This is a genomic window from Paraburkholderia lebeckiae (assembly GCF_014201005.1).
Taxonomy (GTDB): Bacteria; Pseudomonadota; Gammaproteobacteria; order Burkholderiales; family Burkholderiaceae; genus Paraburkholderia; species Paraburkholderia tuberum.
The window spans coordinates 1-22,973 of record NZ_JACHDK010000030.1; the positions used below are offsets into that span (position 1 = coordinate 1).

Genomic DNA, 22,973 nt, shown 5'->3' on the forward strand with positions numbered 1-22,973 from the left:
GAGGGGTTGATGGCAAGAGGAACGTCCTCAACGCATCGCTCTGGATTGAATTGTCGGCAATCTAGGGCAGTCCGTTGACCGTCGGGTTTTGGCCGACTGCTGACTCATAAGCCTGCGTGTCGTCCAGTTGAAGCGTACTTCAGCCGGACGTCAGAGCCCGGCGGGGAACGCGTCAGATTAAGGGTATTTCCAACGTAAATTGACACCCTCGCTGCAAAGTCTCAGGACCAAATCTGACAGTTTCGCCGTTGACGTACGTAAACGTCCGAATCTTGACGGTACCCCGATTACGAAACGGCCGCCTTTGCCGATCGGCGCGGCTATGACGGCATCGGGCTATGACGGCATCGCCGTGGTGCGGGGGATGGTGGAGCGCGGCCGGCAGATCCTCGGCCAGCTCGAGAAGCGCCTAGAACGCGCCAAGGAGGCCGTGCGCGAGCGGTTCGGCACTGCCGACAACCGCTCGCGCTGCGTCTTCGCCATGAACCTCAACTACGACCCCGACGTCGTGCCCGAGATCGTCGAGGCCGACGCGATCTTGAGCGGCGACCATCAGAAGCTGGCTCCGTTCCGGTGCTATGCCCGCTTATGGCTAGAGCGCGACTACGACGCGGCGGCCGGCAAGGGCGAGGTCATCGTCCAGGGGGACTCAGCCGTAGCGGCGGATCGTTTCCTGCACGCCCGACAGACCTTTGCGCAGGTCATCGGCATTCATGACCGGCACGAGTTCGATCTTGGCGTTCAAACCAAAGAAGAGCCGCTCGGCGGTATCGGCAATCTGCGATGATTCCGCCATGTTCACGATGAAGAAGCCGCCCCGGTCGCCATTCTCGGCGTGGAAATAAGCGGCTTCCGGCTTCAGATCCTCGGTTAGCTGTTGGAAGACTTTTTCTAATTTGCCGGCGCGGATGGCGGAGTTGCCGGCATCAGCGGAAAACGAGAACTTCAACATAACACGCATGACTTACCTCCCTGACGGTTGCCGGGTCGCCCGGCGACGGGCACCCTCGGTGGATCATTCTGAGCCTAAGCTGACCCGCCCGCAACCTGGATCGGCGGCAACCCCAGGCGGGGGATTTCGATCGCGGGGCAGCGGTTCATCACCTGAACGGACTTTTCGTACGCTAAGCGCGCTACGCTGGGCGTCTCGAACGTCTCTGCGCCACCCTTTTGAGACAGTCACGTTTTCCGGAAGCGGTCACTCACAAGTCGACCCGAGATCGATGTCTGCGGCATGTTAGCCGCATATCCATCGCTAGTCTGTTGCTGTTAACAGCTTAATTCTTGCATTCCGATCGATCCGAATAACCCTGATTGAATGAGATTGGGCATCATAAGAGGCAAGAAATCTGCAGTGAAGTCGCTCGGTCCCCTGCGTCGGAAAGAACACGACTGTTACCACGGCTTCACTGTCACCAGATCCCGTGTAGTCCGCCGATGCACTGGCTTCTAATCGGGCATTCATCCCGTCAAGGCAGAAGAAGGGCTGCCGTATCACAAGTGTCTCGTTGCAAGCATCTGGGCCCCACATCGGCAAGTCAGCCGATTCGAATATCAGATTACCCCGCTGTTTCAACGTCTCGAACGATTCCGCTGGTTCCTTAGAGATTGACTCGCCGTCGTCACACCGCAAAGCAAAACACATTATCTCGTTGGCGTAGAGCTTGACGTCGTTGAAATCGATCCGGGAGTTTCGTTTTGGGGGTTGAGCTTGCGCGGTGAAAAGCATGCTTTGACACACATCGAATGCGTTTCCTTCGGAATTCATACCAATCGTATCGTTCGAGTAACCCCACGCGCCAGAGGTCAACGTGTAAAGCTCGCGACATGTTCTGGGTAGCCGTTCCGCTTGGTATGAGCCATCGAAATGAATGTCGCTCATGTCCTCGGGATTGTAAGCGGCAAGATTAATCGGCTTGTCCAGCAATGCTTCCAAATCCATTTCCGGCGATTGCGCAGCCAGTTCCCTCGCTCTTATGTCCATCTGTTCGCGAAGCTCGCGCAGTCGCTCGTCGTCGACTCGCTGGAAACAACCATCGGAATCAGTCGCAGCATGCCCGGCTGCACTACACGCTTCAACTCGAAGTTTTCGCCAATGTTCCTGCCCCAGCAATATGCTCCGCTGCTGGCCAGAAGCAGAGCGTAAGGCATCGTACGCGGACATCACTTCTTGATCCACAGCAGGTACCGCTGTCGCGGCTTCGCGCACATCGTCTGGCTCGGCTGCGTCGACATTGATCACACACGCAACCGCAATGAGAAGAGTTGAGATAATCTGGACCGTGCCCGTACCGATCATTTTTCTTTCCGTAAGGAATCTAGACGTAAAGCGAGTGCATAAAGAGCATCACAATTGTCACCAATCTCAACGGCAATGTCGAACGACCGCGGGTGCCGCCTTCTGTCTTATGCGCGACCAGCCGAGAACGACCCCCAAAAGACACTCAGCTTCGTCTATGGCGGACGCTCGCCGACGACGAACATTCATCGCCTTCAAGCTGAAATGCCCCCTCCATGACGCTGACGCATTTCCCACCGACACGTATCCTTGTACGCCCGCCATGCAAGTCAACTGTGGCAAGGAGAATGCTGGGTCGGCCCATGTCAACGCCTTGAGCAACGCATAGCGATAGCTCTGGCAAACCTCGCACGTGCGCAATGAGCGCTGCGGTGGCTGCGGTCGCGCTACCCGTAGCCGGGTCTTCTGTCATGCGCGGCGTGAACATGCGCGCCTCCAGATCACAGGCATCTCCGGCCCTGACGCTGTCGATATCCCGCGTATAGGCGTAGATGGACACGGCGCCGTCGATTGGAAGTAGGCCTTTGAATGCCACCAGATCGGGTACGCACCGTCTTAGAGCATCGCGTGAAGCAAGTTCGACGACAAGAAACGGCAGGCCAACAGAAGCGACTTGAGGGGCGTGAGCATCGATCCGGACATCGTCAGCGCTGAGTGAGAGGCAAGCCGCTACCCGGTTTGCGGCAACCTGCGATAGCCGCGCCAACGGTTCCGGTGCAATGAGTTCAGCACCGACTACAGTCTCTCCCTCTTTCAACTGATTGACCGGCACCAGACCCGCGAGCTCCTCGAATACAAGCAAGTCCGGCAGGCCCTTCCGAGATGACGCAGCTTTCGCGGCGAGGACGAATGCGGTACCGATGTTCGGGTGTCCTGCGAAGGGTATCTCCCGGCTCGGCGTAAATATTCGCACCCAGGCAGTATTCGAAGCATCGCGGGGAGGCAGTACAAATGTCGTTTCGGTATACGCGAACTCGCTGGCGATTGCCTGCATCTGGTGGGTAGACAAACCAGCGGCGTCAAGCACAACCGCAATTGGATTGCCTTTAAATTTCTCGTCTGTGAACACATCGGCGGTGACATAGCGGCGATTCATTTCGTATCTCGGCTTGTTGATTGTTTTTAGCGATCTACCCCATGATCGGCTATGAGTCGCCGAAGTGACAGACACTGTTCTGTCCTGATAGACCGGGCCAGCGCGTCGATGACCGCTCGCCTGTCTCAGCGATGACGGGATGTGTCAGCCGCTGGAATGATCAACTGCCCCGTGAAAAGTCTCGCCTCGTTTTGTCGATAATGTTGCTCGATCGAGCGACCGTCCGCATTTGGACGAGGCCCGCCCGAGTGAGGACCGGTTCAGTTTGACTCGGATCGACCTCATCGCCGAACGCGGGCGGCCGACCTGATTGACCCCAGAAAAAACATTCACTAGACTGAGATCCCTTTTGCGCCATGCGCACAAGGGGATCTATTATGCTTGGCCTTGCTAGTCTCGGACTCTTCTCAGCGGCCTGTCTCGCGCTTACGATGACCCCGGGTCCGGATATGCTGCTCATGGCGTCGAGAAGCGTTACTCAGGGACGTTCTGCTGGCTTCGCATCGCTTGCCGGAATTCTGGCCGGAACCTATTGCCACGCGATGCTGGCAGCGTTCGGCCTGTCCCAATTGTTTCTCGCAGTTCCGGTAGCCTACGATGTCGTCCAGTTTGTCGGAGCCACCTACCTGCTCTACCTTGCGTGGAAGACCCTTCGCGCGACCCCCATGCTGACTTCAGCCGCCGCGAGCGAAGTTCGTTTCCCTATTCGAAAGATTTTCAGGCAGGGTTTGCTGACAAATCTGCTCAATCCGAAGATGGCATTGTTCGTCCTTGCACTGTTCCCTCAATTTGTGCGTCCGCAAGACGGGGCAGTTGCCTTTCAGATTTTGACGCTCGCCACCGTACTCAACTTCATCGGTTTGATTGTGAACGGTGTGGTCATACTTTCTGCAAGCCAACTTAGCCGACGGTGGGCTGGCCGACGCCGGCAGTCTCGGGTCCCCCAATATCTGCTCGCATCAGTTTTTGCGGGATTGGCGGCGAGACTTGCTGTCGCCAGCCGGAATTGAACGTCTCAAAATGGCCGTTGTCCGCGCGATGTCGCTTGTCGCCGGGAAAATAGCCGGCGGCGCTGCGCCGCGGCGGTCCCGAACCGAAATTCTCGGTTTCTGTGGCACGATTCACCGTCCGCTTCACTGATACCGTCACTGCCAACCGGCCACTGCGTCAAGACTACTGAAATAGTCGAAGAAATCCAAGGTCCCCGATTTCACGAACTCTGGCATCCGGCAACGTTCCGCACTACCACCACTTTGCGGCGTGCTATTTCTCCGAGACCGGATTGACGGACGAGGCCGTTTCTTCCGCATCGTTTCGCGCGATGCCCGGCGTCGCCTCACGGGCCGATTGCCGCAAGCGCGTGAACGCCTGGCTCGTGCGTGCATCGCGTTGGTCGCGTGCGTCGTAGAAGTCCTGGCTGAGCCACTGGCCGAGACTCATCATCAGCGAGCCCAACGCGCTCTTGAAGCGCACCCATGCGTTGCCGGTGCGCGCCAGTTGCGCGGCCGCCTCGACCGCCTCGGCGGCGAGCCGGTCCAGTTCCGCGTGCAGATAGTCGGCGAAATGATGCAGGCCGTGCTGATTGCCATTCGACGATTTGCGCTCCAGTTCGACGTGCTGCGCAATCAGCGATTGATTGGGCACGCGAATAAACGGCGGCGTATCGGTGCGCGCGCCGCCGCCACGGCGAATCGCCACACCGAGACTCGCGGACGCCTCAGTGCGCTTGCCGAGCTGTGGCATTTGCCACTTGTCGCACAGGTACTTCAGCAGGCTGCAATGATCGAATCGTTCGTTGCACACGCCGGCTTCGCACCACGGTGACACCAGGATGGCGGGAACACGCACGCCGAGTTGTTTGAAATCGAAGCTCGCGGTGTGGTCGTCGGGTGCGACCGCGTCGGCCGGCGGCGATACGTGGTCGTAGAAACCGCCGTGCTCATCGTAGAGGACCACCAGTAACGTGCGCTCCCACAGCGCCTGATTCGAGCGCAGCGCATTGTAGGTATCCGCGATCAGCTTCTCTGCCTTCATGATGTTGTGCGGCGGATGATCGTCGTTCTGCGCTTCGCCGAAGTACTTCGGCTCGATCAGTACGAATTGCGGAAACTGACTGGCGGGTCCCGCCGCGTCCTCGAAGAATTTATCGAAAGAGCGGTAATTCGCGAGGTTTTCCGCTCGTCGCTGGTTCTTCAGCAGCAACGAGGCGGGGAAGTCGTAGAAATAGACGCTCCATGTTTTGCGCGCGGCGTTCAACCGATCGAAAATCGTGTCCTGATCCTGCTCGGTGTACCAGTGCGGATCGAGTCCGTCGAGTCCCGAAGGCATTTCGATCTCGCCTTTCGACGTACCCGTCAGCGCGAAAAAACGGTTGGGCCACGTCGGCCCCGGCAATGACGAGAACCACCGGTCGCACACGGTGAATTGCGTACCGAGCGTGTGCAGCGCGGGCAGAAAGCCGAGCGGGTAATAGCCCATCACGTCTTGCCGCGCGGCGAGGCTGCTCTTCGGGTAGTCGTTCACGAACGTACGCACGAAACCGCTGTTGTCGGCGGCGATCTGTTCCATCACGGCCTTGTGCTCGTGATTCGGATCTTGCTTCATCTGCCGCTCGCGCGTTTCACGCGGATAGAAGGTGTGGCCTTGACCGTCGGCGTTCGATTTGCCGGCCGCGTTGCGCACGCCGTCCAGTTCGTCGTGCACGGCGTCGAGGCAGCCGAGCATCTGGTCGAACGAATGATTCTCCATCAGCAGCAGCACGACGTGTTCGATCGGATCGTTCTGCGTGTTCTGCTCGACGTCACTCATCTTTATCGCTCCACTCGGGACGGGATGGACTTCGCGTTGCCAACTTAGCGCAAAACGCGCGGCGGCGAAAGTGCCCTGCTTTGAAACGGACATGCACGCGACGCTTGGGGTATTTCGTCGCGTGCATGATTCGCTCAATGCAGCATCGACTCAACTACCGCCCGAGAAGATCGGACCTTGCCCGCCTGGCGCGAACGATGGGAAGTGGTCGCCGGACGGCGCGGCCGCCGCCGGTGCGTGCGCTCCCGACTGCGACGCCGGTTCGCGCAACGTCAAGGCGCTATCTGCCGTGATCGGCACGCTCGGCTTCGCGAGCAGCTCGGTCTTGCGCATCGAGCCGACCGAGGTGCCGAAGTAATAGCCGATGATGCTGATCCACGCGGTTCCCAACGCGCCGACGATCACGTTGACGAGATCCTTGTTGGTACCCGGCAAAGGCTGGAACGCCATCAGCAGCAAAATGCCGAAGAAGCCGGTGGTGACGGCCATCGCGAGCACTTTCGGGACCCAGTCGCGATTGGCGACACCCATCGCGCGTGCGTTCGCGGTGTCGCTCGTGGCGATGCGGGCCATGTCGGCGTCGTGCGCGAGGCTCGACTGCGCGGCCGTCACCATCAACTGCTGCAATTGCAGCGAGTTCGCGCTTTCGGCCTGGCGAAGTTTTTCGAGTGCGCCGGGGTCGTTCAACGCGGGTTCCACGAAGGCCGGGTCGCTCGGCGTGCCGAGCGCGTGCGAGATGATCGCGGCGGCAGCGGTCACGCCGAGGCCGACCGGCCCCCCTACGAGCCCGGCGAGAAGCGGGGCGGTGCTGTTGATATTTTTCGCTACTTTAGACCAGTCCATCATGCTGCTCCCAGGAGAAGATTGGCTGCCATGCGTTCGGTCCAGCCGCGGCTGAAATTCGGCCACGAATGCAGGTTCCGCAGGTACCGCAGACGATACGCGGCGAAGCGCATCACGAACTTCATCGGATCGGCGTTCTTGACCGCATCGAGCGTGTCGGGGCCGAACTTGCCGTCTTCCCTGGCGCCGGACGCTTTCTGCATCCACAGCACGACGAGGCCGCCGTTGTAGTTCGCATCGAAAATCTGGAAAGCCACGCGCGGATCGAGTTCGTCGAGATGCAACGGGTCCCAGTACCTGCGCTTGGCGATCTGATGGGCGGTATCGAGCGGCAGGTCTTTCATCGCGCCGTTATAGCCCTCACTGCGCGCGACGCGCGCTGTCACACCCCACATCGTTTCGCCGCCTGGATCGGCTGGATTGAAACTGTACCCGCCTTCGTTTCCGATCAAGGCTTTGAATGCATCTTCGAAGCTGTCCATCGAACTGTCTCCTGTTCGGCTGTGTTGCCAACTCAAATGGCGAATGCGCGCGGCTCAGGCCGCTCGCATCGCCCGTCCTACGGCGTCGCGTACCGTATCGAGCGATGCCCGAAGCGGGTACGACGTCATGGGATTCGAAACGGGCTTGACGCGCAGGTCAGGCCTCGATGTCCGGGTGTCGGCTTCGTCGGGCGGTGAGTCCGTCGAGAGCGCCAGCTCGCGTTCGCGCGCCGACAACGTGCCGGCGTCGCGCTGCAATGCCTGTGCATACTTGCGCGCGGCCTCGCGCAGCGCGCCTTTGTGTTCCAGCGCGTGGCCCCATTCCACATAGGGCGGCGCGAGATCGGGACGCAACGCGACGGCGTGCGAGAGCTTGTCGATCGCTTCGTCGTCGTGGCCGGTTTTGACGAGCGCCTCGGCCCAGTCGTGCAGCGTGTCGACGGAGTCGGGGTTCATCTCGGCGGCCTGCCTGAATGCTTCGAGTGCTTCGCGATCGTGCTTCTCCGAATGCAACAGCACGTCGCCGAGCAGTCGCAGGTTTTCAGCGGTGCGCGACTTTTCCTTCGCGCCGGCCCGCAGTTCCTGTAGCGCATCGTCGATGCGGTTCTGCTGTTCGAGCGCAATGCCGAGACCCGCGCGCAGCACCGCCGAGTGCTTGTATTGGATCAATGCTTCACGGATCTGCTGCTCGGCTTCTGTCGAGCGCTGCTGACTGTCGAGCAACCACGCCTTGCCCGCGACTGCCCATTGGGCTTGCTCGGATGAGGGCAACGCGAGGACTTCGTCATAGATCCCGACGATCTCGCGATAGTCGCATTGCGCGAGCGAGCATTTGGTCTTTTGCACCTGCGTGTACAGATGACTGGCGAGGATGTTAGGTTCGGCGAGGCGCATCGCCGTGACTGCGATGTCGTGCACGAGCTTTTCGAGGTCTCGCCCTTCGAACGGCACCGTGCTTTCGCGGCCGTTGAACGGTCCGTGTTCTATCTGCACGTGCGCAACGTATGAATCCGCGCTGCTATTCGTCTTCGTGATGCCGATGTGCACGGCGACATCGTCGCGTTTGAGCACGCCTTTGATGAAGCGCACCGTCGTCGCATACGACATTTCCTGACCCGGAATCTGGATGTCCTGCTGCGCGTCGTTGCTGGCCATCGTGTCGTGCGGAATCGATTCGGCATCCTGGCCGATTTCCTTCATCGCCGACATGATCCGCTCGGCGAGAAAGTTCGCCGTATAGCCGCGCTCGGTCAACGTTTGCGGTGTCTCCACCGGCGGTACCAGCAATTGACGCGTGAGCACGCCGCGCACGACGAGGCAGATGGAACCGATCGTCAGTAAGATGAACAACCAGGGTAGGACATACGGCCAGAGGCGTTTCGGTCCGCGACCGATCACGCCGACGGTGTGCAAGCCGAACAGCACGAATCCGCTCGAATGATGACGATCGCGACGATTCGCGGTGTTGGCGCGCATGAACGGGCCGTCGTACCCGTTGGTTGACCGGCGTTGACTCTGTGCACTCGACATGACTCACCTCGCTTCGATCTGCGATCGATGTTGGCGATCGCCTGACTTGCGCGGTGGGTATGCATCGAACGTGCCATCGCACATGGAACGGGCTGGCAGCCGGATGTTGGCCTTCTGGTGGGGGATTGAAAGAAAGAAGCGTTGTGAGATGGCCAACGTATTGCGAAAAACAGTTTGCTGGCGGGAGACAGGACGTGCGTTAGCAAATAAAAATGCCGCTCAGTCCAGAAGACTGAGCGGCATCGGTGAAGCGAACTACTGTTTGTGGACTCTGCGCTGCCGTGGTTTAAACCGAACTCGGCCGCCACTTCAACAATCGATTCTCCACCGCAGTCAGCAGGTAGTCGGCGGCAAGCGCGACCACCGCCAGCACGATCATCGCCGCGAACACGCCGGCCGCATTGAACGCGCCCTGCGCGGTGGAGATCAGCAAACCGATGCCCTGCTTCGAGCCGAGAAACTCGCCGACCACCGCACCGACCAGCGCAAAGCCGAAGCTCACGTGCAGGCTCGCGAGAATCCAGCTCAGCGCCGACGGAATCACGACCGAGGTCGTCACCTGACGGCGCGACGCGCCGAGAATCTGCGCATTCGCGATCATGTAGCGATCTGCTTCGCGCACGCCCTGGAACGCGTTGGCGAACACGACGAAAAACACCATCACGACCGCGAGCGCGACTTTCGATGCCATGCCGAGCCCGAGCGCGATCACGAACACCGAGCCGAGCACGACGCGCGGGATCGAGTTGGCGATCTTGATGTAGAGACTGAACACGTCGGAGAGCAGCTTGTTGCGGCCGAGCACGATGCCGCAGAAGATGCCCCCGATCGAACCGATGATGAAGCCGAGCCCCGTTTCCTCCAGCGTGACCCACACCTGCGTGAGCAGCGGCCCTTGCGACGTACCGTTCACGAACCAGTCGACGATCTGAGCGAAGATCTCGGTCGGCATCGAGAAGAAGAAAGGGTCGATCCACTTCAGGCGCGCGGACAGTTCCCAGCCGCCGAGCACGACCACGAGCAGGAGAATGCGCAGCGAAATCACCAGAATCTGGCGCTGGCGGATCTTCTTCTGCGCAATACGCTCGACGTGAGCGAGCGACGCGGCGTCGATGCCCGAGGGCATCATCTGTTGAGAGGTTGTAGACATGTTTGCCGTTCCTTGATTAACCGATCTGCACTTCTTCGCGCAAGTCATGCCAGATATCGCGCGAAATTTCGATGAAGCGTGAGTCGTAGCGGACCTCCGATGTGACGCGCGGTCGCGGCAGATCGATTTCGTAGACTTTCTTCAGCGTGGCGGGGCGGGCAGTTAGCACGAACACGCGGTCGGCGAGCGCAATCGCTTCTTCGAGGTCGTGCGTGACGAACACGACCGAGCCGGCGCCGCCCCACAATTGCAGCAACTCGTCCTGCATCAATGTGCGCGTCTGCATGTCGAGCGCCGAGAACGGCTCGTCCATCAGCAGGATTTCCGGCTTGTTGATGAAGGTCTGCGCAAGCGCGACGCGCTTGCGCATGCCGCCGGACAGTTGATGCGGATAGTGCTTGCCGAACTTGTCGAGGCCCACGCGGCGCAGCCATTCGTTCGCTTCCTCGTAGGCGGCCGATTTCGAGCGGCCGCGATACAGCGGACCCGCCGCGACGTTGTCGAGCACCGAGCGCCACGGGAACACCGCATCGGCCTGAAACACGAAACCGATGCGCGGATCGATGCCGTCCACCGGCGCGCCCATCACGCGCACTTCGCCGGTGGTCGGCTTCAGCAAGCCGGTGATCATGCTCAGCGTAGTGGACTTGCCGCAGCCGGTCGGGCCGACCACCGCGACGAATTCGCCGCGTGCCACCGACATGCTGAAGTCGCGCAGCGCGATCGTGGCCTTGCCGTCCGGGGAAATGAAACGGCACGACACTTTGCGCATTTCGATCGCTGGCGTCTCGCGTGACATAGGTTGATTCATCGGCGGGTGCCTCGCAGTTCTGTGAATATGAAAGAAGCGTTACTTCGACGCGGTCTTGACCGGCGCCGACACGTAGTCGTTGGTGTAGGTCTTGGCGAGATCGATATGCTTGCCCTTCACCGACGGATTGAATGCGGACAGCACCTTCAGCACCGTATCCGGGCCGTCGGCGGGCATCTTGCCGTCCTTCGTGAACATCGGCAGCGACGCCTTCAGCGCGTTCACGTAAAGGTCCTTGTTGTTGCCGTAGTAGTCCTTCGGCATCTGCGCGGCGATGTCCTCGGCGCTATGCGTCGCGATGTAGTTCAGCGTCTTCGCGAACGCATGCGAGAGCTTCGCGGCCTCGTCCTTGTGCGCTTCGGCCCACGCGCGCTGCACGTAGAAGCTCGAAGCGGGGTAGGTGCCGCCGAGGGCGGCGCGTGTGCCGTCCACGTTGCGCATGTCGACCAGCACCTTCGCGTCGCCGGTCTTCAGCAGTTGCGAGACGGTCGGCTCGGTGGTCATGCCGGCGTCGATGCGGCCTTGCTTGACGGCGGCGATGAAGCTGTTGTCCGCGCCGACCGGCAACATCGTGTATTGCGTCGACGGCACGCCCGCGCGCTGCGCGAGGTACTGCGTGAGGAAGCTGGTCGATGAACCGAGGCCGGTCACGCCGAGCGTCTTGCCTTTGACGTCGGCCATGCTCTTCAGCGAATCGGCCGCCTTCGTCGAGACCATTTCGACTTCGCCCGGCACCTGGCCGAAGACGACGAGCGCCTGCACTTCCTTGCCCTTGCTCTGCAGGTCGATCGTATGATCGTAGAAGCCGACCACGCCTTGCACCGCGCCCGCGAGCAGTTCGTTCTCCGCATCGACACCGGCCGGCTGCGACAGGATCTCGACGTCGAGGCCTTCGTCCTTGAAGTAACCGAGCTGCTCGGTGAGCTTGGCCGGCAGATAGATGATCTTGGTGGCGCCGCCGACCATGATCGTGATCTTCTCGGCGTGAGCGGCGGCCGAAGCGGTCGCAAGGGCGAACGCAACTCCTGATACAGCGGCAATCTGGCGCAAGGTACGCATGAAGCAGTCTCCTTAGGTTGGTCGCCGCGAGCGTGGTGCGCGGCGCTTTTCTGGGTCAATGGGGGCGATTATAGAAACGCGAAACCTTCTGTCAGCTTTCGGGGTTTGGCGCAAAACATGGGTGTTAACCCGAAAATGCGCCGAAAAAGCGCCGAAAATTGCGCGCGGCTCGGCACTGCGCTTGCGGCGGGCACTGGACGTATGCGGCAAACCACACGGTATGCGCGCAGCCCCCTTGTTTTAAGGCACAATCGACGACCTGACTTTTGCCGTTGCCGCCATGAAGCTGCTGCTGATCGAAGACAACCCCACGCTTGCGCACTGGCTCGCGAAGATGCTGGAGCAGGAAGCCTTCGCGCTCGACGCCGTGCAGGACGGCGATGAAGCCGACCGCCTGCTGCGCACCAATCACTACGACGTGATCCTGCTCGACCTGAACCTGCCGAAGCTGTCGGGCAAGAACGTGCTGCGCCGGCTGCGTCAGCGTGGCGACGCGACGCCGGTGCTGATCCTCACCGCGAGCGGCTCGATCGACGAGAAGGTGGAGCTGCTCGGTGCCGGCGCCGACGACTATCTGGTGAAGCCGTTCGAAGTGCGCGAGCTGATCGCGCGCATCAAGGTGGCGATTCGGCGGCAGTCGCCGTCGAAAGCGGGCGAGGTGGTGTGCGGCGATCTGTCGTTCGACATCGACACGCGCCAGTTCACGCTGAAGGGCGCGCCGCTGAACGTGACGCCGCGCGAGCGTTCGGTGCTCGAAGCGCTGATCCTGCGCCTCGGCAAGACGGTGACGAAGCCGGCGCTCGTCGATGCGATCTTCACGCTCGCCGACGAGCCGAGCGAGGATGCGGTCGAGATCTACATTTCGCGTCTGCGCAAGAAGCTCGATGGCAGCTCGGCCGCGATCGTCACGCTGCGCGGGCTCGGCTATCTGCTGCGCAAGCGGGAAGACGACCAGTAACGATGGCCAATAGCCTACGCATACGCCTGCTGTGGTGGCTGCTCGTACCGCTCGCGCTTTATGTGTTCGTGACCGGCAAGACCGAGTACGACAACGCGCGGCACACCGCGAATCTGGTGCAGGACAATCAGCTGGTCGCGTCGGCGCGGATGATCGCGGGCGAGGTCGAATGGAGCGACGGCTTTCTGCGTGTCGATGTGCCGCCCGCCGCGCTCGAGATCTTCGCATCGCCATATCGCGACCAGGTGTTCTATAGCGTGCGTGTCGACGACGGGCGGCTGCTCGCGGGTACGCCTGATTTTCCGCCACGTCCGCTGCGGGCCCCCGACGTGCCGGATTCGTACTACACGCAGTTGCACGGCCAGCAGGTGCGCGCTGTCGACGTCGTGCGGCTCATGTACGACAACGGCGCGACGCGTCCCGTGCGCGTGACTGTCGGCAAGACCGTGCGCTCGCGCGATGCGATGACGCAACAGCTGTGGCGGCCGCAACTCGTGCGCCAGCTCGAAATGATCGCGCTGGCGGTGGCGCTCGTTTGCATCGGGCTCACGTTCGAGTTGCGGCCCTTGATGAAGGTGAAAGACGAGGTGGCCGACCGCGATCCGATGCAGCTCGAACCGATTCGCGTCGAGCGTCTGCATACGGAACTGCGGCCCATCGTCGATGCGATCAATCAGTGCATCGCGCGGCTCGGCGTGCAGGTAGCGGCGCAGCGGCGCTTTATCGCCGACGCCGCGCATCAGTTGCGCACGCCGCTTACGCTGCTCGGCACGCAACTGCAATTCGCGCGGCAGCAGGAAGGCCTCAATCCCGCACTCGACGAAGCGCTTGCCGCGATGCATCGCAGCAACCGCTCGATGGTCGGGCTCACCAACAAGCTGCTTTTGCTCGCGCAGGCCGAGGCCGCCGACAACTCGCAGCTCGCGATGGAACGCGTCGATCTGGTGCCGCTCGCGATGGAGGTCGTCGAAGATCTCGGCCTGCTCGCGCAGGCACGTGAAATCGATCTGGGCGCGGAATTGCACGGCGCGGCGCCGGTGCTCGGACATCGCGGCTTGTTGCAGGCACTGATCGCGAATCTCGCCGAGAACGCGATTCGCTATACGGGCAGCGGTGGTCACGTGACGGTCGCCGTGAACGCTGATACCGCGGCCAATGCGGTGACGGTCAGCGTGACCGACAACGGCCCCGGCATTCCGGCCGAATCGCGCAGCCGCGTGTTCGAGCCGTTCTTTCGTGCGTCGACGGATACCGAGGGCACAGGCCTCGGTCTTGCGATCGTGCGCGAAATCGCGGACGCCCATCACGGCGAGATCACGCTGAAGGCGGGCGAGGGCGGCAAGGGTGTGCATATCGCCGTGACGTTTCCGCGCGCGATGCCGAAGTGATCGGGATAAACCCGAGGTTCGCGCAACATCCACAGTCCTGAAAGCATCGGGAAGGGTTCGCACCTTCACAATCACGGGCAGGCGACCCGCGCGGCACCCAGACGCAAGATAACGGAGACACCCCCAATGAAGCTTTCCTTGACGCGTTTCTCGCGCGCGGCCTATGCCGCCGTCGCGGCGTCGCTCGCGCTGTGCGCGCTCGCGAGACTCGCGACGCCTGCGCAAGCCGCCGCGCCGGAGAAACTCGCGATCATGGTGGGCGGTACCAACAAGCTCATCTATCTGCCGGCGCGTCTTGCCGAACAGCTCGGCTATTTCAAGGCCGAAGGGCTCGACGTCGAACTGCTGTCGCAGCCGACTGGAATAGACGGCGAAAACGAAATGCTCGCGGGCGCGGTGCAGGGCGTGGTCGGCTTCTACGATCACACGATCGATCTGCAGACACGCGGCAAGGAAGTGAAGACGATCGTCGTGTTCAGCCAGGTGCCCGGCGAAGTGCAACTGGTCGCGGCGAAATCGGCCGATTCGATCCGGAGCATGGCCGACGTGCGCGGTAAAACACTCGGCGTGACGGGGCTCGGCTCCTCGACGAGTTTTCTCACGCAGTACCTCGCACAGCGCGCGGGCGTGCGGTCCACGCAATACACGCTGCTGCCGGTCGGCGCGGACAGCAGTTTCATCGCGGCGATGCGCCAAGGACGCATTCACGCGGGTATGACGACCGAGCCGACCGTCACTCAACTATTGAAAGCGGGCGACGCCAAAGTGCTCGTCGACATGCGCAATGTCGATGGCACGCGCGCCGCGCTTGGAGGCATGTATCCGGCGTCGAGCCTCTATGTGCAAAGCACGTGGCTCGACGCGCATGCCGACGTAGCCGCGAAACTCGCGCGTGCATTCGTCAAGACGCTGCGCTATATGCACACCCACAGCGCGGAACAAATCGCCGCGCAGATGCCAAAAGAAGACATCGGCAACGACAGGGCGCTGTATATCAGCGCATTGCAGGCCTCGCTGCCGATGTACACCGTCGACGGCAAGATGCCAGCCGACGGTCCGCAGACGGTGCTGAAGGTATTGTCGAGTTTCAATCCGGCGGTGAAGGGGCGGCATATCGATCTGTCGCGCACGTTTACCAATCAGTTCGTCGATGACGTGAAGCCTTGAAAGCGGGCTGACCGCGTGGGTCGCTTCGAGCACAAGAGGATCGGCACATCGTGTTTTCAGGCAGTTTGCGCGGACGCTTATTGTGGTGGCTGCTGTTGCCGTTGGCGGCATTCGTTTCCATTTCCGTCGTCATTTCATACCGGTTCGCGCAGAACACCGCGGACCTGGTTCAGGACAATGCGTTGCTGTCGTCAATGCGGATCATCGGCGAGGATATCGACTGGGACAACGGTTCGGTGTCGATCCAGATTCCGCCGGCCGCGCTCGAACTGTTCGAATCGCCGGAACAGGACACGGTTTTCTATCGGGTCGAGGCAAGCGGCCATCGTCTGCTCGCGGGCATCCCCGAGTTGCCGCTGCCGCCACATGTGAGCGACAAGCCCACGCTTTATTCCACGCATTTCGCCGATGGCCGCGCGGCGCGCGCGGTCGCCTACGCGCGGCAGCTCTACGACTCGGGACATACCGAGGAGGTGATCGTCGCGGTCGCGAAGACGGAAGGCTCGCGCGATGCGATGGTGTGGCGTCTGCTGCGGCCGCAATTGTCCGGCGAAATCCTGACGCTGGTACTGGCGATGGTGTTCGTCTACCTGGGCCTGACCTTCGAACTGTTGCCGCTGATGAAGGTGAAGGACGACGTCGCCGATCGCAATGCGTCGCAACTCGAACCGATTCGCGTCGCGCGTCTGCACGTCGAACTGAGGCCGATCGTCGAAGCGATCAACCAGTGCATCGCGCGAATGGGCCAGCAGGCGGCGACGCAGCGCCAATTCATCTCCGATGCCGCGCATCAGTTGCGCACGCCGCTCGCGCTGCTGGTCGCACAGATCCAGTTCGCGCGGCAACGCGATAGCCGCGACGCCCCGCTTGCCGAAGCGCTCGCGGGCATGCACAAGAGCGGCCGCAAGTTGACCACGCTGACCAACAAACTGTTGCTGCTGGCGCAGGCCGAGTCGGCCGCGTCGCTGAACGTGCGGGAGCGGATCGATCTGAGCGCGTTGATCGCGGGCGTGCTCGAGGAACTGATCGCGTTTGCACAGTCGCGAGAAATCGACCTGGGCGCGGAGCTGGAAGACGGCCTGTACGTGACCGGCGACGAGGCATTGACCGCGGCGCTGGTGACCAATCTGGTCGACAACGCGCTGCGCTATACGCAGGCGGGCGGTCGCGTCACGGTGCAGACGCAGCGGCGCAACGGGATGGCAATTGTGCGCGTGATCGACAACGGACCCGGCATCAAGGCCGATGCGCGCGAACGGGTGTTCGAGCGCTTCTATCGCGCGTCGAGTCATGCGGAAGGCACAGGACTCGGCTTGCCGATCGTGCGCGAGATTGCGCATCGCCAGGGCGGCAGCGTAATGCTGGAATCGAATGAGGGCGGCGCGGGCCTCGTCGCGACCGTCGAGATGCGCCTATGGATCGGCGCAACCTGACGTCGCTCGACTCGCAAAAGAGGGGGACAAGGATGAAACTGCTGCTCGTGGAAGACGACGCGGACCTCGCGCGCTGGGTGATGAACCTGATGCAGGTCGAGCAATTCGCGATCGACTGGGCGCAGAACGGCGAATGCGCGGAAACGCTGCTCGGTCTGCAATGCTATGACGCGGTGCTGCTCGATCTGCGCCTGCCCGGCATGGGCGGCAAGGAGGTGCTCGCGAGGCTGCGCCGCAAGCGCGACAACGTGCCGGTGCTGATGCTGACCGCGAATGGCTCGACGGACGACAAGGTAGCCTGCTTTTCGGCCGGTGCCGACGACTATGTCGTCAAGCCTTTCGACGCGCGCGAACTGGTGGCGCGCATCAAGGCACTGATTCGCCGTCAGGCCGCGGGAGACAGAGGGCAGTCGACCGAGTGCGGAGATCTGCGGTATCTATTCGACTCGCGCGAATTCGTGCTGCGGGACGAACGTCTGCCGCTGCGCCGCCGCGAACACGCGATCCTCGAAGCGCTGATACTGAAGCAGGGCAAGACCGTATCCAAAGCAACGCTGATGGACAAGATCTTCACGCTCGACGAAGAGCCGAGCGCCGATGCGATCGATATCTATATTCACCGGTTGCGCAAGCATCTGTCGGCATCGACCGCGAAGATCATGACGCTGCGCGGACTCGGTTATATCTTGCGCGAAGAAGAACCGCGCGAAGCGTTTGCGTCGACCTGAAAGTGACGGCTCGACAAAAACGCCTCTGATCGACTCGTTACTGAACGCAGGCTATTTCCATTACACGGGCAATCGGGGTGCGCTGGGCCAACGTCACGACAACGACGTTTGGCGCGAAGAACCAGTTGCAATTGACGACGGGTATTCGCACGCGATTCTGAGTTGCGGGACGGCTTGCGACTATTTCAATGCCGGAAAGACCGCCGCCAGTTCAGCGGCGGTCGCTCTTTACGCGGGTCAATGGTTGGCGTAGTTAGCCGGCCTTGACCGCAGTCTCCCTGGCGAGCAGGCGTTGAGCCTGACGATCGCCCTTTGCCGCTTCCTGTGCGGTCTGAACCGAGGTTTCGCTGGATTCCGCGAGCAGGGCCCGCGCCGCGCTGCTGATGCTGACGGTGTATGACGACGAGGTGGTGCCGCTTGTCGGTCCTGCTGACGATGCGCCGCTCGTGCTGGATGTCGGCACCGTAAGATTTTGATAAGGTTGCGAACGCCACCTCACGACTTCCGCTCGCGTCCCGCACGCGTCTTGTCCGCTCCGCTCCTCGCGCGGGTCTGCGCCGCGAGTTCCTCGACCATTTCCCGCGCGGCCGTCTGCAACTCGGGCACATAGCGCCGCTTCGCTTCCGCGAGCGACACCGCGCGCGACAGAAACACCACGTTCAAGCTCGCGAGCACGCGTTCCTCGAACACGATCGCGACGGCAACCGCGCCGATCTTCCCCTGGTCCGCCCAGTCGCCGTGATTCGAGCCGAACCCATCCGCGCGCACGCGTCGCACGAGGCTGCGGATCAACGCGTCGTTCGACGCGAGCGCCTTCTGCTCCTCGCCGCCGGCGCCCGCGCGCAGCAGATCGAGAATGTCCTCGCGCTCCTCGTCGGGGCACATCGCGAAGTACGCGCGACCCGCCGCGGTCAGCAGGATCGGCAAACGGCGGCCGACCATCGCGCGATGAAACGACAACGGACTGAAGCGGTGCGTGGTCTCACGGACGATCATCGCGTCGCCGTCGGGCGTGGTCAGATCGGACGGCCACGCGACGCGTTGCAGCAGACGCCCCATCACCGGCGGCGCGATCGTCGCGATGCGTTCGTCGTCGGTGAAGCCTTCGCTCAGCGCGCGCACCTTCAGCGTGAGCCGGAAGCTGTCGTCCGACGCGCTGCGCCGCACGAAGCCTTCCTCCATCAACGTTTCGAGCAGCCGCCGCGCGGTGGTGCGATGCAGGCCGGTCAGCTCACTGATCTGCTGGCTCGTCGCGCGGCCGCTGTCCATCGAGTTGAGCGCCTGCAGCACCTGCAAGCCGCGCGACAGACCTCGCACATTCGTGTATTTGGTCACTTGAAACCTCAATCAAATCAACTATGTGCATTCTATGCACAATTTCCAGATTTTGTTGAGCGGGCAGGTGGCCGGTCCTAGACTGCCAACAAATCAACGAATTCATGGAGACGCAAGCTGTTGCCCGCAGGCGATTTTTCGCCATGGCGACAGCCGGTTCACGCCGCCGCGCTCCGTGAATATCTCGACCCGGTCACTCTGGTCGACATACGGAGACAACATGCCCCAAACGCTCGACCCGGTGGCCGCGCAAGGTCACAGCGGACCCGTCACCACCGACGTCGCGATCATCGGCGCCGGCCCGGTCGGTTTGATGATCGCCAACTATCTCGGCCTGCAGGGCGTGCGCGTCGTGCTGATCGAAAAACTCGACAAGATCATCGACTATCCGCGCGCGATCGGCCTCGATGACGAAGCGCTGCGCGTGTTTCAGTCCGTCGGCCTCGCCGATGCATTGCTGCCGCACACGACCCCCGATCACTGGATGCGCTTCGTCACGAGCAACGGTCACTGCTTCGCATCGATCGAGCCGCGCACCGACGAATTCGGCTGGTCGCGCCGCAACGCGTTCATTCAGCCGCTGGCCGATCGCGTGTTGTACGAGGGCCTGCAACGCTTCCCGCACGTCGAGGTGCGGTTCGGCCACACGGTCGACTCGTTCACGCAGGACGGCAGCGGCGTCACGATCGAAGCGCAACACGCGCAGAGCGACCGCCGCACGATCCGCGCGTCGTACATGGTCGGTGCGGACGGCGGCAACAGCTTCGTGCGCCGCACCCTCGACGTGCCGTTCGAGGGCCGCACGAAACCGAATCAGTGGATCGTCGTCGACGTGCGCAACGACCCGATCGGCTCGCCGCACGTGTACATGCATTGCGATCCGCGGCGCCCGTACGTGTCGGCCGCGCTGCCGCACGGGATTCGCCGCTTCGAATTCATGGTGATGCCCGGCGAGACCGAGGAAGAGCTGTCGAAGCCGGAGAACATGGCCGCGCTGATCCGCAAGGTCGTCGCCGAGCCGGAGAAGGTCGACTACATCCGCAAGCGCGTCTATACGCACAACGCGCGCCTCGCGAGCAGCTTCCGCGTTAAGCGCGTGCTGCTCGCCGGCGACGCCGCGCACATCATGCCGGTGTGGCAGGGCCAGGGCTACAACAGCGGTATTCGCGATGCGAGCAACCTCGGCTGGAAACTCGCGATGGTGGTCAAGGGCGTCGCCGGCGATGCGCTGCTCGATAGCTACACCGCCGAGCGCCGTTCGCATGCTCGCTCGATGATCCACCTCTCTGAGGTCGCGGGCGACATCTTCGCGCCGACGAGCCGCTTCGGCATCAAGTTTCGCGACGCGTTCGTGCGTACGTTCAACTGGTTCCCGGCGGTCAAGCGCTACTTCGTCGAAATGCGTTTCAAGCCGATGCCACGCTATGAAAGCGGCGTCGTATTGCTGGCGCGCACGCCGCCCAGGCGTGGCTGGCTCGCGCGCGTGCTCGAACGCTCGGGGCATTCGGCGCCGGGCCGCCTGCTCGGTCTGATGAGCGAGAAGCGCGAGTCGCGGCTCGGCCGTCTCGTGTATGGACGCGACCCGCATTGTCATTCGCCGGTCGGCCGCATGTTCATTCAACCGCGCGTGCGCACGGTGAGCGGCGAGGTCGTGCGACTCGACGATGTGCTCGGCAACCGCTTCGCGATCGTCGGTTGGGGCGCGGAACCGACCTTCGGTTTGTCGGAGCAGGCGCGTGCGATCTGGCAGCGGCTCGGCGGCTGCTTCGTGGTCGCGAAGCCGGACACGCAGCTGTCTTTCCATGACGACGTGCCAGAAGACGTCATCGCGATCGGCGATGTGAACACGCGGCTGAAGGACTGGTTCACGCGAGTGCCGGAATCGGTCGTGCTGTTGCGTCCCGATCGTTTCGTCGCGGGCATGGGCTCGCCGCAGCAGGTGTCGCAACTCGTCGTCGAACTCGCGCAGCAGCTGCATCTCGACCTGGCAGGGCGGGCTGACGTGGCCGGTCACCGCAACGAAGCAGCGTTCGCGCCCGATGTCGTCGCCACTTTCGCCACCGCTGCAATCGCCGGAGCCTGATATGCCGATGCTGCTCGAATGCCTATCGCACACGCCGTTGCACGGCTATTACAATCCCGCGCCCGAAGTCGTCGCGGAAGTCGAGCGCGTGCATGCGGCAGCGCGTGCGCGCGTCGTCGAGTTCGATCCCGAACTGGTCGTCGTGTTCGCGCCCGATCATTACAACGGTTTCTTCTATGACGTGATGCCGCCGTTTTGCATCGGCGCATCGGCGAGCGCGATCGGCGACTTCAAGAGCCTCGCCGGTCCGCTGGACGTGCCCGCCGATACCGCGCTCGACCTTGCCGAAGCGGTGCTCGCGAGCGAGGTCGACGTCGCCGTCTCGTACCGCATGCAGGTCGATCACGGTTGCGCGCAAGCGCTGGAGATTCTGACGGGCGGCCTCGATCGCTATCCAGTCGTGCCGGTATTCATCAATTCGGTGGCCGCGCCGATGGCTTCATGCCGCCGCGCGCGTCTGCTCGGCGATGCGTTGGGTCGAGCGCTCGCACGCTCGAAGCAACGCGTACTCGTGATCGGCTCGGGCGGCATCTCGCACGAGCCGCCGGTGCCGGAACTCGCGGGCGCGAGCGAGGAAGTCGCCGAGCGTCTGATCGCGGGCCGCAATCCGTCGGCCGAATCACGCGCGGCGCGTGAGGCGCGCACGATCGCGGCGGCGCGCGCGTTCGCCGCGGGCGACAGCCGTCTGCATCCGCTCAATCCGGAATGGGATCGCGCGTTCCTGAAGCTGCTCGAAGACGGCGAACTCACCGCGCTCGACGGTTTGACCAACCGCGCGATCACGCGCGAGGCCGGCAAGTCCGCGCACGAAATCCGGACGTGGATCGCCGCGTTCGGCGCACTGAACGCGAGCGGCCCGTATCGCGCGTCGCTCGATTACTACCGTCCGATCCCCGAATGGATCGCGGGCTTTGGCGCGATGCATGCGCGACCCGTGACCGCCCACGTCTAACCGAATCAGGAACCCACTATGACCACTCAAAGCAATGCAGACGCGCTCGCGCTGCGCCTGCGCGAATCGGAACGTACGCGCGCGACCATCGCGCCGTTGCGCGACGACCCGCGTTTCGTCGAACTGTCGAACCCGGCCGACGCCGAGGAGCTCGCGTACGCGGTGCAGCAGGCCAACGTGGCCGCGCGCATCGCGGCGGGCGAGCGCGTCGTCGGCCGCAAGATCGGACTCACGTCGCCGGCGGTGCAGCGTCAACTCGGTGTCGACCAGCCTGACTTCGGCGCGCTGTTCGCATCGATGGCGTATGGCGACGGCCAGCCGATTCCTCTCGATCAGTTGATTCAGCCGAAGGTCGAAGCGGAGATCGCGCTCGTGCTCGAACACGATCTGCTGCACGAGCGCCACACGTACGCCGATCTAATGCGCGCAACCGCGTATGCGGTCGCGGCGATCGAAGTGGTGGACAGCCGCATCGAAGGCTGGAACATCCGTTTCGTCGATACGGTCGCGGACAACGCGTCGAGCGCGCGCTTCGTGCTAGGCAGCCGCCCGGTTCTGCTGCGCGATACCGATCTCGCGGCCTGCGCGATGACGCTATCGAAGGATGCGGAAGTCCTGTCGCGCGGCAATGGCGCCGCGTGTCTCGGCAATCCGCTGAATGCCGCCGCCTGGCTCGCGGATCGCATGGTCCGGCTCGGCACGCCGCTGCGTGCCGGCGACGTGCTGATGACGGGCGCTTTGGGCCCGATGGTCGCCGTCAAGGAGCCGGGCACCTACTGCGCGCAGATCGACGGTCTCGGCAGCGTCCGCGCGACTTTTTCCGCATAACGCAAGCACTCGCAAGCATTCGA

20 protein-coding genes are annotated in these 22,973 nt (G+C 62.4%); 10 read left to right on the plus strand and 10 right to left on the minus strand.

Annotated elements, in window-relative coordinates; translation table 11 throughout:
* Positions 1-322 precede the first annotated feature (322 nt).
* Entirely contained in the window at positions 323-787 is a 465-nt protein-coding gene (locus HDG39_RS31205; RefSeq protein ID WP_184011633.1) for a hypothetical protein, read from the plus strand.
* 468 nt (positions 788-1,255) lie between these two features.
* On the opposite strand, the gene HDG39_RS31210 is transcribed toward HDG39_RS31205, so the two are convergent.
* Together HDG39_RS31210 and HDG39_RS31215 are read right to left on the minus strand one after the other, a co-directional pair.
* Positions 1,256-2,299, minus strand: coding sequence for a hypothetical protein (locus HDG39_RS31210; protein ID WP_184011635.1), 1,044 nt, complete (start codon positions 2,297-2,299; stop codon positions 1,256-1,258).
* Positions 2,300-2,444: 145 nt separating this feature from the next.
* Positions 2,445-3,395, minus strand: coding sequence for a PhzF family phenazine biosynthesis protein (locus HDG39_RS31215; RefSeq protein WP_184011636.1), 951 nt, complete (start codon positions 3,393-3,395; stop codon positions 2,445-2,447).
* A 377-nt stretch (positions 3,396-3,772) separates the two neighbouring features.
* Between HDG39_RS31215 and HDG39_RS31220 the strand changes: the two genes are divergently transcribed.
* A complete protein-coding gene (locus HDG39_RS31220) occupies positions 3,773-4,405 on the plus strand; it encodes a LysE family translocator (RefSeq protein WP_184011639.1) in 633 nt (210 codons plus the stop codon).
* 253 nt (positions 4,406-4,658) lie between these two features.
* Here HDG39_RS31220 and HDG39_RS31225 read toward each other — a convergent pair whose 3' ends face one another.
* The 7 genes from HDG39_RS31225 to HDG39_RS31255 all read right to left on the minus strand — a co-directional run bounded on the left by HDG39_RS31225 (position 4,659) and on the right by HDG39_RS31255 (position 12,078).
* Entirely contained in the window at positions 4,659-6,203 is a 1,545-nt protein-coding gene (locus HDG39_RS31225) for an alkaline phosphatase family protein (RefSeq protein WP_184011641.1), read from the minus strand.
* Between the two features lie 150 nt (positions 6,204-6,353).
* Positions 6,354-7,046, minus strand: coding sequence for a hypothetical protein (locus tag HDG39_RS31230; protein WP_090807513.1), 693 nt, complete (start codon positions 7,044-7,046; stop codon positions 6,354-6,356).
* Positions 7,046-7,528: a glycoside hydrolase family 108 protein gene (locus HDG39_RS31235; RefSeq protein WP_018423697.1), complete on the minus strand. Its 483-nt coding sequence runs from the start codon at positions 7,526-7,528 to the stop codon at positions 7,046-7,048. The genes HDG39_RS31230 and HDG39_RS31235 overlap by 1 nt, the downstream gene beginning before the upstream one ends.
* 54 nt (positions 7,529-7,582) lie before the next feature.
* Positions 7,583-9,058 carry a tetratricopeptide repeat protein gene (locus HDG39_RS31240; protein WP_184011643.1) on the minus strand — a complete coding sequence of 492 codons (1,476 nt, stop codon included), beginning with the start codon at positions 9,056-9,058 and terminating at the stop codon, positions 7,583-7,585.
* 286 nt (positions 9,059-9,344) lie between these two features.
* On the minus strand, positions 9,345-10,208 hold the full coding sequence (locus HDG39_RS31245; protein ID WP_184011645.1) for an ABC transporter permease: 864 nt from the start codon (positions 10,206-10,208) through the stop codon (positions 9,345-9,347).
* Between the two features lie 16 nt (positions 10,209-10,224).
* A complete protein-coding gene (locus HDG39_RS31250) occupies positions 10,225-11,019 on the minus strand; it encodes an ABC transporter ATP-binding protein (protein ID WP_184011647.1) in 795 nt (264 codons plus the stop codon).
* Between the two features lie 39 nt (positions 11,020-11,058).
* A complete protein-coding gene (locus HDG39_RS31255) occupies positions 11,059-12,078 on the minus strand; it encodes an ABC transporter substrate-binding protein (RefSeq protein WP_184011649.1) in 1,020 nt (339 codons plus the stop codon).
* A gap of 280 nt (positions 12,079-12,358) precedes the next feature.
* Between HDG39_RS31255 and HDG39_RS31260 the strand changes: the two genes are divergently transcribed.
* The 5 genes from HDG39_RS31260 (at position 12,359) to HDG39_RS31280 (ending at position 17,752) form a co-directional block, all read left to right on the plus strand.
* Entirely contained in the window at positions 12,359-13,036 is a 678-nt protein-coding gene (locus HDG39_RS31260) for a response regulator (protein WP_018423692.1), read from the plus strand.
* A 2-nt stretch (positions 13,037-13,038) separates the two neighbouring features.
* Positions 13,039-14,424: a sensor histidine kinase gene (locus HDG39_RS31265; RefSeq protein WP_184011651.1), complete on the plus strand. Its 1,386-nt coding sequence runs from the start codon at positions 13,039-13,041 to the stop codon at positions 14,422-14,424.
* 126 nt (positions 14,425-14,550) lie between these two features.
* Positions 14,551-15,591: an ABC transporter substrate-binding protein gene (locus HDG39_RS31270; protein WP_184011653.1), complete on the plus strand. Its 1,041-nt coding sequence runs from the start codon at positions 14,551-14,553 to the stop codon at positions 15,589-15,591.
* Between the two features lie 50 nt (positions 15,592-15,641).
* Positions 15,642-17,024 (plus strand): sensor histidine kinase, encoded by a 1,383-nt coding sequence (locus HDG39_RS31275; protein ID WP_184011655.1) that lies wholly within the window; start codon positions 15,642-15,644, stop codon positions 17,022-17,024.
* A gap of 32 nt (positions 17,025-17,056) precedes the next feature.
* On the plus strand, positions 17,057-17,752 hold the full coding sequence (locus tag HDG39_RS31280) for a response regulator transcription factor (protein ID WP_184011657.1): 696 nt from the start codon (positions 17,057-17,059) through the stop codon (positions 17,750-17,752).
* A 495-nt stretch (positions 17,753-18,247) separates the two neighbouring features.
* On the opposite strand, the gene HDG39_RS31285 is transcribed toward HDG39_RS31280, so the two are convergent.
* Positions 18,248-19,087, minus strand: a complete 840-nt coding sequence (locus HDG39_RS31285; RefSeq protein WP_184011659.1) for a DNA-binding transcriptional regulator — start codon at positions 19,085-19,087, stop codon at positions 18,248-18,250.
* 220 nt (positions 19,088-19,307) lie between these two features.
* Between HDG39_RS31285 and HDG39_RS31290 the strand changes: the two genes are divergently transcribed.
* From HDG39_RS31290 to HDG39_RS31300, 3 genes are read left to right on the plus strand one after another with little or no spacing between them, the layout of a single operon-like run.
* Complete coding sequence (locus HDG39_RS31290; protein ID WP_184011661.1) at positions 19,308-21,170, plus strand: bifunctional 3-(3-hydroxy-phenyl)propionate/3-hydroxycinnamic acid hydroxylase; 1,863 nt, start codon at positions 19,308-19,310, stop codon at positions 21,168-21,170.
* Position 21,171: 1 nt separating this feature from the next.
* Positions 21,172-22,122, plus strand: coding sequence for a 3-carboxyethylcatechol 2,3-dioxygenase (locus HDG39_RS31295; RefSeq protein ID WP_184011663.1), 951 nt, complete (start codon positions 21,172-21,174; stop codon positions 22,120-22,122).
* An 18-nt stretch (positions 22,123-22,140) separates the two neighbouring features.
* Positions 22,141-22,950 carry a 2-keto-4-pentenoate hydratase gene (locus tag HDG39_RS31300; protein ID WP_184011670.1) on the plus strand — a complete coding sequence of 270 codons (810 nt, stop codon included), beginning with the start codon at positions 22,141-22,143 and terminating at the stop codon, positions 22,948-22,950.
* Positions 22,951-22,973 lie beyond the last annotated feature (23 nt).